This window comes from Pseudomonas sp. HN2, assembly GCF_020736465.1.
Classification (GTDB): domain Bacteria; phylum Pseudomonadota; class Gammaproteobacteria; order Pseudomonadales; family Pseudomonadaceae; genus Aquipseudomonas; species Aquipseudomonas moraviensis_A.
The window spans coordinates 2,150,254-2,166,856 of sequence record NZ_CP085885.1 but is presented as its reverse complement, the minus strand read 5'-3'; the positions used below and the strand labels follow the sequence as shown (position 1 = coordinate 2,166,856).

The following is a 16,603-nucleotide window of genomic DNA, read 5'->3' as shown; positions in this document are numbered from 1 at the left end:
ACCGGCCCCTCAGGGCCGGTGGAAACTCAGTTGTTGTACAGATCGATGATCGCACTGACTGCCTGGGTCTTGACCTTCGAGGCATCGTTGCGCGCCTGTTCGATCTTGTCCAGGTAAGCCTCGTCGACATCACCGGTCACGTACTTGCCATCGAATACCGCGCAATCGAAGTTTTCGATCTTGATCTTGCCGCCGCCGACCGCTTCGATCAAGTCAGGCAAGTCCTGATAGATCAGCCAGTCGGCGCCGATGAGATCAGCCACGTCCTGGGTCGAACGGTTGTGCGCGATCAGTTCGTGCGCGCTCGGCATATCGATACCGTAGACGTTCGGGAAGCGCACCGCGGGTGCCGCCGAGCAGAAATAGACGTTCTTCGCACCGGCTTCGCGAGCCATCTGGATGATCTGCTTGCAGGTGGTGCCGCGTACGATCGAGTCGTCGACCAGCATCACGTTCTTGCCGCGGAACTCCAGCTCGATGGCATTGAGCTTCTGGCGTACCGATTTCTTGCGCGCAGCCTGGCCGGGCATGATGAAGGTACGACCGATGTAACGGTTCTTGACGAAGCCTTCGCGGAACTTCACACCCAGGTGATTAGCCAGTTCCAGCGCCGCGGTACGGCTGGTATCGGGAATCGGGATGACCACGTCGATGTCGTGCTCAGGACGCTCGCGCAGGATCTTTTCGGCGAGTTTCTCGCCCATGCGCAGACGCGCCTTGTACACCGATACGCCGTCGATGATCGAGTCCGGACGCGCCAGGTAGACGTGTTCGAAAATGCACGGGGTCAGCGACGGATTGGTCGCGCACTGACGGGTGTGCAGCTTGCCGTCTTCGGTGATGTACACCGCTTCGCCCGGTGCGAGGTCGCGGATCAGGGTAAAACCGAGCACGTCCAGCGAAACGCTTTCCGAGGCAATCATGTACTCCACGCCTTCGTCAGTGTGACGCTGGCCGAACACGATTGGACGAATGCCGTGCGGGTCGCGGAAACCGACGATGCCGTAACCGGTGATCATCGCCACAACGGCGTAACCGCCAACGCAACGATTGTGCACATCGGTCACGGCGGCGAACACGTCTTCTTCGGTCGGCTGCAGCTTGCCGCGCTGGGCCAGCTCGTGGGCGAACACGTTGAGCAGCACTTCCGAGTCGGAACTGGTGTTGACGTGACGCAGATCGGATTCGTAGATCTCTTTGGCCAACTGTTCAACGTTGGTCAGGTTACCGTTGTGCGCCAGGGTGATGCCGTACGGCGAGTTGACGTAGAACGGCTGGGCTTCGGCCGACGTCGAGCTGCCGGCAGTCGGGTAACGGACGTGGCCGATACCCATGTGGCCGACCAGACGCTGCATGTGACGCTGCTGGAACACGTCACGCACCAGGCCATTATCCTTGCGCAGGAACAACCGGCCATCATGGCTGGTCACGATACCGGCAGCGTCCTGGCCGCGGTGCTGGAGCACGGTTAGCGCGTCATACAGCGCCTGATTGACGTTCGACTTACCGACGATACCGACGATGCCACACATGCGACGCAACCCCTACTTAATGGATCTGAACTGAACAACACTCACTGAGGCGTTTTCGCCGTCGGCAAGAGCTGCTCCTTGAACGGAATCTCAGCGGGTACGCTGATTCCGCTGGCAAGCCACTGACTGCTCCACCCCAATATCAGGTTCTTGGACCAGTCGGCGACCAATAGAAACTTGGGCACGAGCTGTGATTCTTTCCACCACCCGTCCTGCTGTACCGGCCCCAGGCTCAACAGCCCGACCGCCACGACCACCAGCAACACGCCACGCGCTGCACCGAAGGCCATGCCGAGGAATCGATCGGTTCCGGACAACCCGGTGACGCGAACCAACTCGCCGATAAGATAATTGATCATTGCGCCCACGATCAGTGTGGCGACAAACATGATGGCACAGCCCGCGATCACGCGAGCCGATGGGGTTTCGATGTATCCGGCGAGGTACTCGGACAGTGAGCCACCAAACATCCAGGCAACCGCTCCTGCGATGATCCAGGTCAGCAGCGATAAAGCTTCTTTTACGAAGCCGCGGCTCAGACTGATCAAAGCGGAGATGGCGATGATTGCAACGATCGCCCAGTCAACCCAGGTAAATGGCACAGTGCAGCCTACAGACGGATAAGGCGGCGCATTTTAGCAGAGCGCATGGCTGTCGGTAAGCTGCGATTGTCAGTGGTTTTCAATCGAGGTGATAGATTTCAGCCACGTTCAGGCTGAAAACGGACAACGAAGCCTTTGAGGTTCTGCTGGCGACTCAGCAGATCGCGCAAGCGATCGGCTTCGGCACGCTCGATCAGCGGACCGACGAACACCCGGTTCTTGCCATCAGCCGAACGGATATAGGCGTTGTAGCCCTGGCTGCGCAGGTTTTTCTGCAGGCTTTCGGCGCTGGCGCGGCTCGACAGACTGGCCAGCTGCACCGACCAGCTCACCGACAGACCGTTGGCATCGACGCGGCTCTGCGTGGTATCGGGCTTGCTCGTTGCCGAGGTGATCGGCTGGGCCGGCGCCGGGATCGGCTTGGCCACCGGTGGCGGCGTTGCCGGGCGGGCAATCTGCGCAGGGATGGTCGGTGCTGGCGCAGCCGGGGCTGCCGGAGCAGCCGGGGCGGCTTCTTCAGCGACTTCTTCGTCCGTCGGCACCGGCTCTTGCGGCAGGGCTTGCGGTTCAGGCACGGCGACCGGATCCATTTGCACTTGCGGCATCGTCGGAGCTTGCGGCGCCGCCGGGGCCTCGACCGTCACCTGACGCTGCTCGTCCTGGCGGGAAAACAGCATCGGCAGGAAGATCACCGCCAGCGCCACCAGCACCAGCGCGCCAACCATGCGCTGCTTGTACGCTTTATCCAGCAAAGCCATTTGCCGCTTCCTCCGTGGAGCGCCGGGCCAGCCATTCAAGGGCCTCGGCGACACAATAAAATGATCCGAACAACAGAATCTCGTCATCACTGGTCGCTACCGCGCACTGGCCTTCCAGAGCAGCGGCGACGCTGTCGTAGGACGCGACCGCAGCGCCAAGGTTCTGCAGCGCTGCCTGCAACTCTGCGACCGGGCGCGCGCGTGGCGAATCCAGCGGCGCGACAGCCCAATGCGCGACACTAGCATTCAATTCGCCAACAACACCATCGAGATCCTTGTCACCCAGCAGGCCGAACACCGCCAGGCGCTTGCCAACCGGCGGCCGTGCGGCCAGACGCCGCGCAAGGTATTCGGCGGCATGCGGGTTGTGACCGACGTCCAGCAACAGATTCAGACGCTTGCCATTCCACTCGAATGAACGACGATCAAGGCGTCCGACCACGCGCGTCGCCTGCAATGCAGCGACAATCTGTTCGGCATTCCATGGCAACCCCGTCAGCAGATAGGCTTGCAGCGCCAGCGCGGCGTTTTCCATCGGCAGATCGAGCAGTGGTAAGTCGCGCAGTTCGACCGCTTGGCCCTGTGCATCGGTACCGCGCCACTGCCAATGCTGCTCGGTGATGCCGAGATCGAAATCGCGTCCACGCAGGAAAAACGGGCAAGCCAGCTCGCGGGCTTTATCCAGCAGTGGTTGCGGGGGATTCAGATCGCCACACAGGGCCGGTTTCCCTTGCCGGAAGATGCCGGCCTTCTCGAAAGCCACGGATTCGCGGGTATCGCCCAGATAATCGGCGTGATCGACGCCAATGCTGGTGACCAGTGCGATATCGGCATCGACCACATTGACGGTATCCAGACGTCCGCCCAGCCCCACCTCAAGCACCACAGCGTCAAGCGCGGACTGCTGGAACAGCCAGAACGCCGCCAGGGTACCCATTTCGAAGTAAGTCAGAGAAGTGTCGCCGCGGCCAGCCTCGACCGCAGCAAAGGCTTCGCACAGCTGGGCGTCAGTGGCTTCGACGCCGTTGAGCTGCACCCGCTCGTTGTAACGCAGCAGGTGCGGAGAATTGTAGACCCCAACGCTCAGGCCCTGCGCGCGCAGCAACGAAGCCACGAACGCACAGGTCGAACCTTTGCCGTTGGTGCCGGTGACCGTAATCACCCGAGGTGCGGGCTGGCCCAGCCCCATGCGGGACGCGACCTGTTGCGAACGCTCCAGGCCCATGTCGATGGCCGACGGATGCAACTGCTCGAGGTAGGCGAGCCATTCACCAAGGGTGCGCTGGGTCATACGTTGGCAGGCACCGGCGGCACCACGATCGGCTCGATCGGCGCGGCAACGAACTTCGGCGTCGGCTTGCCGGTCATCTGCGCCAGCAGGTTACCCAGACGCGGGCGCAGCTCCTGACGGTGAATGATCATGTCGATCGCGCCGTGCTCCAGCAGGAATTCGCTGCGCTGGAAGCCTTCCGGCAGTTTCTCGCGCACGGTCTGCTCGATCACACGCGGGCCGGCGAAGCCGATCAGGGCCTTCGGCTCGCCAACGATGACATCGCCGAGCATCGCCAGACTGGCAGAAACACCACCGTAGACCGGGTCGGTCAGTACGGAGATAAACGGAATGCCTTCTTCACGCAGACGCGCCAGCACGGCCGAAGTCTTGGCCATCTGCATCAGCGAGATCAGCGCTTCCTGCATGCGCGCGCCACCGGAAGCGGCGAAGCAGATCATCGGGCAGCGGTTTTCCAGTGCGTAGTTGGCAGCGCGAACGAAGCGCTCACCGACGATGGCGCCCATGGAACCGCCCATGAAGTTGAATTCGAATGCCGAAACCACCACCGGCATGCCCAGCAAGGTACCGCTGACCGAGATCAGCGCGTCTTTTTCGCCGGTCTGCTTCTGCGCGGCAACCAGACGATCCTTGTACTTCTTGCCGTCGCGGAATTTCAGGCGGTCAACCGGCTCCAGGTCCGCGCCCAGTTCGTTGCGGCCTTCCGGATCGAGAAAAATGTCGATACGCGCACGTGCGCCGATGCGCATGTGATGGTTGCACTTGGGGCAAACGTCCAGGGTCTTTTCCAGCTCTGGACGGTACAACACCGCCTCGCAGGACGGGCATTTGTGCCACAGACCTTCAGGCACCGAGCTCTTCTTGACCTCCGAGCGCATGATCGAAGGGATCAGTTTGTCTACTAACCAGTTGCTCATGCTTTCTTTCTCCAGTACCGGCGGCCCGAACGCTCTGGTTCGCAGCCCCGCGTATGCCCTTGAGCTAAATTCATGTGTGTGGCGATGATTGGGGAACGGTCGCGGTCAGCGCGAAACATGACTCGCATACGATTCAGCAACCCTCAGCCGCGCCTGCTTTGTGCAAGTGCATTGATGGACGGCGGCAGACTGCCAGCCGTCACATCGACGATGTATTGCCGCGCACCGCGTTGATGAATGCGCGAATCTTGTGGTGATCCTTGATGCCTTTGCTCGCCTCTACCCCGCCGCTGACATCCACCGCATAAGGTTTGACCCGCGCTATCGCGTCCGCCACGTTCTCCGGCGTCAGGCCTCCGGCCAGAATCAGCGGTTTGCTCAGGCGTTGCGGAATCAGTGACCAGTCAAACGCCTCGCCGGTTCCACCGGGCACCCCTTCGACATAGGTGTCGAGCAGCACGCCACTGGCGCCGGGAAAGGCATCGCAGGCAGCAGCAATGTCATCACCCGCCTTGACCCGCAGCGCTTTGATGTACGGACGATGCCAGCCTTCGCACTCCTGCGCGCTTTCGTCGCCATGGAACTGCAGCAGATCCAGCGGCACCGCATCGAGGATTTCTCCGAGCTCGCAACGGCTGGCATTGACGAACAGCCCCACGGTGGTAACGAATGGCGGCAGTGCCTGGATGATCGCCCGCGCCTGCTGCACGTTCACCGCCCGCGGGCTCTTGGCGTAAAACACCAGGCCGATCGCGTCGGCACCGGCTTCGACGGCGGCCAGCGCATCTTCGATGCGGGTAATGCCGCAGATCTTGCTGCGAACGGCTGACATGTCAGGAAAACCTCAAGGCAAAATCCGAAAACGTCCCGGATGGTAACAAAAGCGTTCGAGGGCGTCAGCCGTCAAGTTCGGAGAAACCCGTAAGGAAATGTGGCCCGATAAAGCGCTCGGGCAACGGAAATTCGTCGTGATACTCGACCTGCACCAGATACAACCCGTAGGGATGCGCCGTGACCCCGCCCGAGCGACGCTCGCGACTTTCCAGCACTTCCTTCATCCACTCCACGGGGCGCTCACCGGCACCGATGGTCATCAGCACACCGGCAATATTGCGCACCATGTGGTGCAGGAACGCGTTGGCACGAATATCGAGCACGATCATCTTGCCGTGACGGGTTACGCGCAGGTGATGCATCTTCTTGATCGGCGACTTGGCCTGGCACTGACCAGCCCGGAACGCGCTGAAGTCGTGGGTACCAATCAGGTACTGCGCGGCCTCGGCCATGCGTTCTACGTCGAGCGGACGGTGGTTCCAGGTGATTTCTTCGTTGAGGTGCGCCGGGCGAATCTGATCGTTGTAGATCACATAGCGATAACGCCGGGCGATGGCTTTGAAGCGGGCGTGAAAATGCGCGGGCATGACCCTCGCCCAACTGACGCTGATATCGTGGGGCAGATTGATGTTGGCACCCATGACCCAGGCTTTCAGCGAGCGATCAACCTGAGTGTCGAAGTGCACTACCTGGCCGCAGGCATGCACGCCAGCGTCGGTACGCCCGGCGCATTGCAGTGACACCGGCGAATCGGCGACTTTCGACAAGGCTTTTTCAAGCTCTTCCTGCACCGTCGCCACGCCGGTCAACTGCCGCTGCCAGCCGCTGTAGCGCGAGCCTTTGTACTCAACGCCCAGCGCGACGCGGTAAAAGCCGTCGGGCGCCATTTCGGCGACCGGGTTATCTATGTTTGCCAAGGTGGGACAGCCTGCTGATTTGCAAAGGCGGGCATTATAAGGCGGCGGGCCGGGGATGCCAGAGTTCTCTGTCGCCAGTTCGGCCCCAATCGCGAGCAGGCTCACTCCTACAAGGGGTACGCATTTCAACTGTAGGAGTGAGCCTGCTCGCGATAGCGATTTTCTGAACACCGCAGAAACGGGCACAAACAAAAACGGCAGCCTCACCGGGCTGCCGTTTTTGTTTGTTGCTGAACTCAGACCAGGTTGGAAAGCATTTCCTTGGCCTCGCCCCGCTGCTTCTCGTCACCCTCGGTCAACACTTCGTTGAGGATGTCACGCGCACCGTCGGCGTCGCCCATGTCGATGTAAGCCTGGGCCAGATCGAGTTTGGTCGCCGCTTCGTCGGTACCGGCGAGGAAGTCGAAATCATCTTCGCCCAGGTCATCACCCAGCGCTGCGTCCGCTTCGGTAAAGGTCGGTTCGGCCATGCTTTGCGACAGGCGATCGAGCTCGGCATTGACGTCGTCCAGTTCAGCCGCGAACGCATCCGGCTCGGCGGCTGGATTGGTGTCCATTTCGTCGGCCAGTGACAGGTCGAAATCGGCTGGCAACTCCAGATCATCCTGCGGCACCTCAGCCACTGCCGGCGTCTCGACCGCAGGCAGATCTTTCACGCCTTCGTCCAGATCCAGCAAGAAGTCATCTTCAGCCAAAGTGGCCGGCGATGGTTCGGCGCCAAGGTCCATGTCCAGATCGAAGTCCGACAGATCGTCGAGATTGTCTTTCATCTCGGTCTGCTCTTGCAGCACCGAGGCGAAGCTCAAATCGTCTTCAGCCGGGAATTCATCCAGCTCGACCGGCGCTTCTGGCTCAACCGCTGGTGCAGGGTCGACCGGAGTGATGTTGTCGAGATCATCCAGGCTCAAATCGAACGCCGTGTCCAGATCATCAGTCGCAGGCTCAGGCGCTTGCGGCTCGTCCTGCAACAGATCCTTGACGTATTGCGCGTCCAGTTCGGCAGCAACGGCCGCCGCCGCCAGCCCACCGGCAGCGACCACGGCCATGGCCGGGAAGCGGCTTTTCAGTGCTTCGACCTTGGCGAAGTTATCGCCATTGGCCACCAGTTGACGCTCTTGCGCGACGAACGCATCGCGGTCGCCCTGCTGGCCGTAGACTTCCATCAGTTTCAGGCGCAGATCACTGCGTTCCGGCTCGAGGCTGACGCCCTCTTCCAGCAGCGCGGCGGCCTGGTTCAGGCGACCGGCATTGATGTGCGATTGCGCCTTGTCGAGCACGTCATCCGAGCGCTCGCCGGCCGGGGCCACCAGCGGCGCGGCGATCGGCGCAGCCATCACCACCGGAGTGACAACCGGTGCGGGCGTTGGCGCAGGTGCCGGAGCAGGCGTGTTGAGCTTGACGCTCGCCGCGGGAGTTTCCAGGCCAGAGAAGCTGCTTTCCGGCAAATCATGCTCGGCGGAAAACTCTTGTTCTTCAGCCAGGGCGCGGGCCATGCGCAGATGCTTTTCAGCTTCCTGCTGGGCTTTGCGACGACGCGCCAGCAGCAACAACAGAAGCAGCAGAACCACCGCACCGCCACCGATCAGGCCGAGCAGGATCGGATTGGTCAGCAGGTCGTTGAAGGCCTTGTCATCGTCAGCAGCAGCCGGTGTGGTTTCGACCACCGGTTCTACAACCGGCTCCACTGGCGTTTCCGCCGGCGGCGCAATGGCCGACTCCGGGGTGGGCGAAGCCGCTGCGGCGTCCGCCGGAGTCGCCGGCGGAGTCGCGGCCAGTTCGGCGGTAATCGCCGGCACCGGCGGCACAGCACCGTTGGCGCCAGGCGCAGCGCCCGGCGCGACACCGGCACCATCGGCCTGCATCTTCGCCAATTGATTGTTCTTCAGCTCAATCAGCTTCTGCAGCTTGTCCAGCTGACTTTGCAGATCAGCCATGCGGCTTTTCAGTTCCTCGTTGTCACGACGGGTCGTGTCGAGGTTTTCCTGAGTGATCGCCAGCTTGTTGCTCAGCGCCTTGGCATCACCTGCCGGGCCTTTCGCCCCGGGCTTGGCGTTTTCCGCCGAGACCAGGCTCAGGTTGTCCTGGGTGTTGGGCGCAGCCCCCGTGTTGCCACGGCCGCGATTGGTCGCGTCGAGTTGCTGCTGACCGGTGCCTGGCTTGGCCACGTAACGACGGCCCTGACGCCAGGCTTCGTTCTGCGCCGCCACTTCAGCGATGGCTGCTGACTGTGGCAGCGCCGTGCTTTGTACCGAGTCCGGCAGACGCAGCACCTGACCGGTTTTCAGACGGTTGATGTTGCCGTCGATAAAGGCATTCGGATTGAGTGCCTGAATCGCCAGCATGGTCTGCTGCACCGAGCCGCCATTGCGCGCCTTCGCGGCGATTTCCCACAGGGTGTCGCGCGGTGTGGTGGTGTATTGATTGCGATGGGTGGCGCCAGTGGTTGGCGCAGTGATGGTTTGCGACGGCGCTGGTTGCGCGGCAGCGTCAGCGGTCTGCGGCGAGAACTTCGACGGATCCAGCAGCACGCTGTAATCACGCAGCAAGCGGCCATTGGGCCACATCACTTGCACGAGGAACTTCACCATCGGTTCCGACAACGGTTGGCTCGAGGTGACGCGCAACACGCTTTTGCCGTTGGCGTTGAGCACCGGGGTGAAGGTCAGATCATTGAGAAACGCCTGGCGGTCGACGCCGGCCTTGGCGAAATCTTCGGGTGAAGCCAGGCTCGGCACCACCTCGGCGGCGGTGAGATCCTTGACGTCGAGCAGCTCGATTTCAGCCACCAACGGCTGGTTCAGGGTCGACTTCAGGGTCAGCTCCCCGAGCCCGAGGGCATGCGCCATACCGGAGGACAGCGCCGAGGCGGCCGCTATTGCTAACACCAGTTTGCGAACTTGAACCATAGCCTCATCCTTTGTTTGAACGTTCCTCGGCCAGCGAGAAGCTTTTGAATACCGCTGCCGTAAGGCATTGCGCGCGACGACGGAAGTCGCCGCGCGCGATCATTTCTGTGCTGCCCCGGAAAGTCCCGGAGAGTGACTCGTCATCGATCGCTTCGGGCAAGCATAGCGCGCACCTAGAATCAGTCGACAAATTGTTGCCAAGTATCTTTTACAGCAGGTCTTTTATCAACAACTCAGCCAGTTGCACGGCATTGAGCGCCGCGCCTTTGCGTACGTTATCTGACGTCAGCCAAAGATTTAGTTCCGCCGGGTCGTCGACGCCGCTGCGCACGCGCCCGACATAGACCACGTCCTGCCCCACTGCGTCGCCGACAGCGGTCGGATAATCGCCGGCATCAACCAGCTCGATGCCCGGCGCAGCTTCGAGCGCTGCGTTGACCTTTTCCAGGTCAACAGCACTACCTGACTGCAAGGTCACGCTAAAGCTATCGCCAAAAAACACCGGGGCTTGAACGCAAGTGGCAGAAATCTTCAATAAAGGTTTCGCCAGTACCTGCCGCAGCTCACGTACCAGGCGTTTTTCCAGCAGCGTATGGCCCTGCGCATCCGGCGTGCCGACCTGGGCCAGCAGGTTGAACGCCATCTGCCGATCAAAGAACGTCGGCTCCAGCGGACGCATGTTCAGCAGTTCGGCGGTCTGCCGCGCGAGTTCGGTGACCGCCTCACGACCTTGCGCAGAAACCGCCAGATTGGCGGTGACGTTGACGTACTGCAGGTCGATCAGATCGAGCAGCGGCGCCAACACCACCGCAAGGGTCGTGGCCGACGGACTTGGGCTGCTGACCTGGAACGGGCTTTTCAGACTGGCGAGGACTTCGGCATTGGCCTCCGGCACCACCTGCGGCGCCTGATCCGCCGGCAAGGCGCCGGACAGGTCGATCAACGAGCAACCGGCGGCATGGGCGCGCGCCGCGTAGCTCAGGGACACCGCAGCGCCGGCGGCGAAGAACACCAGTCTGACCTTGCTGAAATCGAACTCGTCGACCTCACGCACGCGCACGTTCTTGTTGCGGAACAGCACCGAACTGCCAGCCGATTCACTGCTGGCCAACAGGTGCAGGTTGCCGACCGGAAAGTCGCGCTCTTCGAGAATCTGTACGAGGGTTTCGCCGACAGTACCGGTGGCGCCGACAACGGCGATATCGAAAGTCTGGGTCATGGAGCTACCTCTGGCAAAACGGGGGGAGCGGCACTTTACCGGCTGACTGCCATGCAGGCAATTCGGGGGTGCCTGTACCGCCCTCTTCGCGAGCAGGTTCGCTCCCACAGGGAGAATGCATTTCAAAGGTGGGAGCGAGCCTGCTCGCGAAGATGCCAGGCAAGGCACCGCATCTTCAGGCATAAAAAAACCCGCACCTCTTGCAAGGCGCGGGCTCTTTCATCGCCTCAAGCGATCAACGCTCCAGCAGAATCCGCAGCATGCGGCGCAGCGGTTCAGCCGCGCCCCACAGCAGCTGGTCGCCGACGGTGAAGGCACCAACGAATTGCGAACCCATGTTCAGCTTGCGCAGACGGCCGACCGGGACGTTCAGGGTGCCGGTGACCTTGGTCGGGCTCAGCTCCTGCATGCTGATTTCGCGCTGGTTCGGCACCAGTTTGACCCAAGGGTTGTGCTGGCTGATCAGCCCTTCGATATCGGCGATCGGCACGTCTTTGTTCAGCTTGATGGTCAACGCCTGGCTATGGCAACGCATGGCACCGATGCGCACGCAGATGCCGTCGACCGGAATCGGGCTCTTGAAGCGACCGAGGATCTTGTTGGTCTCGGCCTGGGCCTTCCATTCTTCGCGGCTCTGGCCGTTCGGCAGTTCCTTGTCGATCCACGGGATCAGGCTGCCGGCCAGCGGTACGCCGAAGTTTTCGGTCGGGTACGCATCACTGCGCATGGCTTCGGCCACGCGGCGGTCGATGTCGAGGATCGCGCTGGCCGGGTCGGCCAGTTGATCGGCAACAGCGGCATGGGTCGCACCCATCTGCTTGATCAGTTCACGCATGTTCTGCGCGCCGGCACCGGAGGCCGCCTGATAGGTCATGGCGCTCATCCACTCGACCAGACCGGCCTCGAACAGACCGCCCAGGCCCATCAGCATCAGGCTGACGGTGCAGTTGCCGCCGATGTAGTTCTTGGTACCCGCGTCCAGCTGCTGGTCGATGACCTTGCGGTTGACCGGGTCAAGAATGATCACCGCGTCATCGTTCATGCGCAGGCTCGACGCCGCATCGATCCAGTAACCCTGCCAGCCGGCTTCGCGCAGCTTGGGGAATACTTCGCTGGTGTAGTCGCCGCCCTGGCAGGTCAGGATCACGTCGAGGGTCTTCAGCTCGTCAATGCTGTAAGCGTCCTTGAGCGGAGCAATGTCCTTGCCCACGGACGGGCCCTGGCCACCGACATTGGACGTGGTGAAAAACACCGGCTCGATTAGATCGAAATCCTGCTCTTCCAGCATCCGCTGCATGAGCACGGAACCGACCATCCCGCGCCAACCGATCAGACCTACACGTTTCATCGCAACTACACCTTCTTGAAAAGTGGGCCGCTGCTTTGTATTGAATTTCGCAGCGGGCCCGAGAGATTACAGATTCCGCAGCGCGGCGACTACTGCGTCGCCCATTTCCTGCGTACCGACTTTGGTACAACCGGCGGAATGAATGTCGCCGGTGCGCAAGCCCTGATCGAGCACGACGCTGACGGCTTTTTCGATGGCATCGGCAGCATCGTGCAGATTGAAGCTGTAACGCAGCATCATCGACACCGACAGGATCGTCGCCAGCGGGTTGGCAATGCCTTTACCGGCAATGTCCGGGGCCGAACCGTGGCACGGCTCGTACATGCCCTTGTTGTTGGAGTCCAGCGAGGCCGACGGCAGCATGCCGATCGAGCCGGTGAGCATCGACGCTTCGTCGGAGAGGATGTCGCCGAACAGGTTGTCGGTGACGATCACGTCGAACTGCTTCGGCGCACGCACCAGTTGCATGGCGGCGTTGTCGACGTACATGTGGCTCAGTTCGACTTCCGGGTAATCCTTTGCAACCTGCTCTACCACTTCACGCCACAACTGGCTGGACGCCAGGACGTTGGCCTTGTCCACCGAGCAGAGCTTCTTGCCACGGACCATGGCCATGTCGAAACCGACACGGGCGATGCGGCGGATTTCGCTTTCGCTGTACGGCAGCGTGTCGTAGGACTGACGCTCGCCGTTGTCCAGCGTACGGGTGCCACGCGGCGCGCCGAAGTAGATGCCGCCAGTCAGCTCACGGACGATGAGAATGTCCAGGCCGGCGACGATTTCCGGCTTCAGGCTCGACGCGTCGGCCAGTTGCGGATACAGGATTGCCGGGCGCAGGTTGCCGAACAGACCCAGTTGCGCACGGATTTTCAGCAGACCACGCTCAGGGCGGATGTCACGCTCGATGGTGTCCCATTTCGGGCCACCGACCGCGCCCAGCAGCACGGCATCGGCAGCACGGGCGCGATCGAGGGTTTCATCGGCCAGCGGCACGCCGTGCTTGTCGATGGCCGCGCCACCGATGACGTCGTGGCTCAGCTCGAAGCCCAGGCTGTACTTGTCATTGGCCAGTTCCAGCACCTTGACCGCTTCGGCCATGATTTCCGGACCAATACCGTCACCCGGGAGAATCAGAATCTGCTTGCTCATGCTTTCCTCGTGTCTTCAAGCGGTGCGCCACTGAACGGCGCGCCCGGAAAAATGCTTATCGCTCAGCCATCAGTACGATCACATCGGTACTGAACGAGCCGTCGGCATCAATTTCAAAATATTCACGCACTTCGCTGCCCATCGACTGCTGCAACTGGCGAATCGCCGCGCGCAGCACTTCAGGCGTGCGCATGCGCTCGACCCAGCTGCTGTACTCCAGACGCAGGCGCTGCCGGGTGGTGCTGCGCACATGCAGACCGGCCTCGCTGACCTGGCGCAGCCACTCGGCGGCGGAGTAGTCGCGGACGTGACTGGTATCGCGCAGTACTTCAACGCTTTGCAGGTAAGTGTCGAACAAGGGACTGCCCGGTGACAACACATCGACGAACGCCGCCACCCCGCCCGGCTTGAGCACCCGGCGCACCTCGCGCAGGGCCAGACCGAGGTCGCTCCAGTGATGCGCCGAATAGCGGCTGAACACAAAATCGAACTCGCCCTCGGCGAATGGCAGGCGCTCGGCAGCGCCATTGACCGTGACGATATTGCTCAAGCCGCGATCGACGGCAGCGCCGGCAACCACATCAAGCATTTGCTGCGACAGGTCGTAAGCCACAACCTCCCTGACCAGCGGTGCGACATGAAAACTGACATGCCCGGCGCCACAACCCAGATCCAGCACCCGCGCCGCGCCCTGCCCGGCCAGCTCGGCCTGCAGCAGTGCGAATTCACTGCCTTGGGCGTGAACGGCGCTGCTCAGGTAAGCGGCGGCCTGTTCGCCGAATTGTGTCTGGACGACCTGGGAGTGCTGGGTGGTGCTGGTCATGGGGACATCCTGTTCAATTTTGTGTTGCTTTGGAGGGCCCCATCGCGAGCAGGCTCACTCCTACAGGGGAACGCATTTCAAATGTAGGAGTGAGCCTGCTCGCGATAGCGCCATTCGCCATACGCAAATCAGGCGTCGCGAAACAACCACGGCTGGCTAACCCGATGCTTCGCCTCGAACGTCGCAATCGCATCGCCGTCCTGCAGGGTCAGGCCGATATCGTCCAGACCATTGAGCAGGCAATGCTTGCGAAACGCGTCGATCTCGAAGCTGTAGATTTTGCCATCCGGGCGGGTCACGGTCTGCGCTTGCAGATCGATCTGCAATTGATAACCCGGCTCGGCTTCAACCTGCTTAAACAGTTCATCAACTTCTGCATCGCTGAGGATGATCGGCAGCAGACCGTTCTTGAAACTGTTGTTGAAGAAGATGTCGGCATAACTGGGCGCGATGATGCTGCGAAAACCATACTCTTCCAGCGCCCAGGGCGCGTGTTCACGGCTCGAACCGCAGCCGAAGTTCTCGCGGGCGAGCAACACGCTGGCCCCCTGAAAACGCTCGGCGTTGAGGACGAAATCCTTGTTCAACGGGCGCTTGGAGTTGTCCTGATATGGCTGGCCAACATCCAGATAACGCCACTCGTCGAACAGGTTCGGACCGAAACCGGTGCGCTTGATCGACTTCAAGAACTGCTTGGGAATGATCTGATCGGTGTCGACGTTGGCACGATCCAGAGGCGCGACAAGACCAGTGTGCTGGGTAAATGCCTTCATCTTTACTGTGCTCCTTGGATCAATTCACGAACGTCGATGAAACGGCCGTTCACCGCTGCTGCCGCCGCCATGGCCGGGCTGACGAGGTGGGTACGGCCACCGGCGCCCTGACGGCCTTCGAAGTTACGGTTGGAAGTCGATGCGCAATGCTCGCCGGATTCCAAACGGTCCGGGTTCATCGCCAGGCACATCGAGCAACCCGGCTCACGCCACTCGAAACCGGCTTCGAGGAAAATCTTGTCGAGTCCTTCGGCTTCCGCCTGCGCCTTGACCAGACCCGAGCCCGGCACGACGATCGCCTGTTTGATGGTCGAGGCGACCTTGCGACCCTTGGCGATGACCGCAGCCGCGCGCAAGTCTTCGATGCGCGAGTTGGTGCAGGAACCGATGAACACGCGATCAAGCTGAATGTCGGTGATCGCCTGATTGGCGGTCAAACCCATGTATTTCAGGGCGCGGACGATTGAGTCGCGCTTGACCAGATCCATTTCCTTCGCCGGGTCCGGCACGTTCTGATCAACAGCCAAAACCATTTCCGGGGAAGTGCCCCAGCTGACTTGCGGCTTGATCTGCGCGGCGTCCAACTCGACCACGGTGTCGAACTTGGCATCGGCGTCGGAGACCAGATCTTTCCAGGCTTCGACGGCCATGTCCCACTGCTCGCCCTTCGGCGCGAATGGACGACCTTTGACGTAATCGATGGTCTTCTGATCCGCCGCCACCAGGCCGACACGGGCGCCGGCTTCGATGGACATGTTGCAGATGGTCATGCGGCCTTCGACGGACAGATCACGGATCGCGCTGCCGGCAAACTCGATGGCATGGCCGTTACCGCCGGCAGTGCCGATCTTGCCGATCACGGCGAGGACGATGTCCTTGGCGGTCACGCCGAACGGCAGTTGGCCTTCGACGCGCACCAGCATGTTTTTCATTTTCTTCGCCACCAGGCATTGCGTGGCGAGCACGTGCTCGACCTCGGAAGTGCCGATGCCGTGGGCCAATGCACCGAATGCGCCATGGGTCGAGGTGTGCGAGTCGCCGCAGACTACGGTCATGCCTGGCAAGGTCGCGCCCTGCTCCGGGCTGATGACGTGGACGATGCCTTGGCGAACGTCGTTCATCTTGAACTCGACAATGCGGTATTCATCGCAGTTGTCGTCGAGGGTCTGTACCTGCAAACGCGAGACTTGGTCGGCAATGGCTTCGATGCCGCCCTTGCGCTCCGGGGTGGTCGGTACGTTGTGGTCCGGGGTGGCGATGTTGGCATCGATGCGCCAAGGCTTGCGCCCGGCCAGACGCAGGCCTTCGAAGGCTTGCGGCGAAGTCACTTCGTGAATGATGTGACGATCGATATAGATCAGCGCCGAGCCATCGTCGCGCTGCTTGACCAAATGCGAATCCCAGAGCTTGTCGTAGAGCGTTTTGCCGGCCATCAGACGGTTCCTCATCAGCTTGTTTCTATGCCTTGGGCTTATCAATGACCCTTTGGCTTGTGAGGTCGATCCTATGGGGTTAGATTAAATAACTCAAATTC

Annotated in this window: 14 protein-coding genes; all 14 read right to left on the bottom strand. The window is 61.3% G+C overall.

Features of this window, described 5'->3' with window-relative positions; all coding sequences use genetic code 11:
- Positions 1–26 precede the first annotated feature (26 nt).
- Positions 27–1,532 (bottom strand): amidophosphoribosyltransferase, encoded by a 1,506-nt coding sequence (gene purF / locus LIS66_RS09530; protein ID WP_003226416.1) that lies wholly within the window; start codon positions 1,530–1,532, stop codon positions 27–29.
- A gap of 41 nt (positions 1,533–1,573) precedes the next feature.
- Positions 1,574–2,134, bottom strand: a complete 561-nt coding sequence (locus tag LIS66_RS09525) for a CvpA family protein (protein WP_016773942.1) — start codon at positions 2,132–2,134, stop codon at positions 1,574–1,576.
- 98 nt (positions 2,135–2,232) lie between these two features.
- Positions 2,233–2,892 carry an SPOR domain-containing protein gene (locus LIS66_RS09520; RefSeq protein ID WP_064363925.1) on the bottom strand — a complete coding sequence of 220 codons (660 nt, stop codon included), beginning with the start codon at positions 2,890–2,892 and terminating at the stop codon, positions 2,233–2,235.
- Positions 2,876–4,183, bottom strand: coding sequence for a bifunctional tetrahydrofolate synthase/dihydrofolate synthase (folC, locus tag LIS66_RS09515; protein ID WP_227974083.1), 1,308 nt, complete (start codon positions 4,181–4,183; stop codon positions 2,876–2,878). Before folC ends, LIS66_RS09520 begins: the two co-directional genes overlap by 17 nt.
- On the bottom strand, positions 4,180–5,100 hold the full coding sequence (accD, locus tag LIS66_RS09510) for an acetyl-CoA carboxylase, carboxyltransferase subunit beta (RefSeq protein ID WP_016773939.1): 921 nt from the start codon (positions 5,098–5,100) through the stop codon (positions 4,180–4,182). The genes folC and accD overlap by 4 nt, the downstream gene beginning before the upstream one ends.
- Positions 5,101–5,299: 199 nt before the next feature.
- Entirely contained in the window at positions 5,300–5,932 is a 633-nt protein-coding gene (locus LIS66_RS09505) for a phosphoribosylanthranilate isomerase (RefSeq protein WP_227974082.1), read from the bottom strand.
- Between the two features lie 64 nt (positions 5,933–5,996).
- A complete protein-coding gene (truA, locus tag LIS66_RS09500) occupies positions 5,997–6,821 on the bottom strand; it encodes a tRNA pseudouridine(38-40) synthase TruA (protein WP_042609431.1) in 825 nt (274 codons plus the stop codon).
- Positions 6,822–7,087: 266 nt separating this feature from the next.
- The gene (locus LIS66_RS09495) at positions 7,088–9,757 is read right to left on the bottom strand and encodes a FimV/HubP family polar landmark protein (RefSeq protein ID WP_227974081.1); all 2,670 of its coding nucleotides are present in this window, start codon (positions 9,755–9,757) and stop codon (positions 7,088–7,090) included.
- A 208-nt stretch (positions 9,758–9,965) separates the two neighbouring features.
- Positions 9,966–10,976 carry an aspartate-semialdehyde dehydrogenase gene (locus tag LIS66_RS09490; protein WP_042609429.1) on the bottom strand — a complete coding sequence of 337 codons (1,011 nt, stop codon included), beginning with the start codon at positions 10,974–10,976 and terminating at the stop codon, positions 9,966–9,968.
- Positions 10,977–11,211: 235 nt separating this feature from the next.
- The gene (gene asd, locus LIS66_RS09485; RefSeq protein ID WP_064363920.1) at positions 11,212–12,324 is read right to left on the bottom strand and encodes an aspartate-semialdehyde dehydrogenase; all 1,113 of its coding nucleotides are present in this window, start codon (positions 12,322–12,324) and stop codon (positions 11,212–11,214) included.
- A gap of 66 nt (positions 12,325–12,390) precedes the next feature.
- Positions 12,391–13,473: a 3-isopropylmalate dehydrogenase gene (gene leuB, locus LIS66_RS09480; protein WP_042609427.1), complete on the bottom strand. Its 1,083-nt coding sequence runs from the start codon at positions 13,471–13,473 to the stop codon at positions 12,391–12,393.
- A 55-nt stretch (positions 13,474–13,528) separates the two neighbouring features.
- A complete protein-coding gene (locus tag LIS66_RS09475) occupies positions 13,529–14,296 on the bottom strand; it encodes a class I SAM-dependent methyltransferase (protein ID WP_227974080.1) in 768 nt (255 codons plus the stop codon).
- 128 nt (positions 14,297–14,424) lie between these two features.
- Positions 14,425–15,069, bottom strand: a complete 645-nt coding sequence (gene leuD, locus LIS66_RS09470) for a 3-isopropylmalate dehydratase small subunit (protein ID WP_227974079.1) — start codon at positions 15,067–15,069, stop codon at positions 14,425–14,427.
- A gap of 2 nt (positions 15,070–15,071) precedes the next feature.
- On the bottom strand, positions 15,072–16,502 hold the full coding sequence (gene leuC / locus LIS66_RS09465; protein ID WP_227974078.1) for a 3-isopropylmalate dehydratase large subunit: 1,431 nt from the start codon (positions 16,500–16,502) through the stop codon (positions 15,072–15,074).
- Positions 16,503–16,603 lie beyond the last annotated feature (101 nt).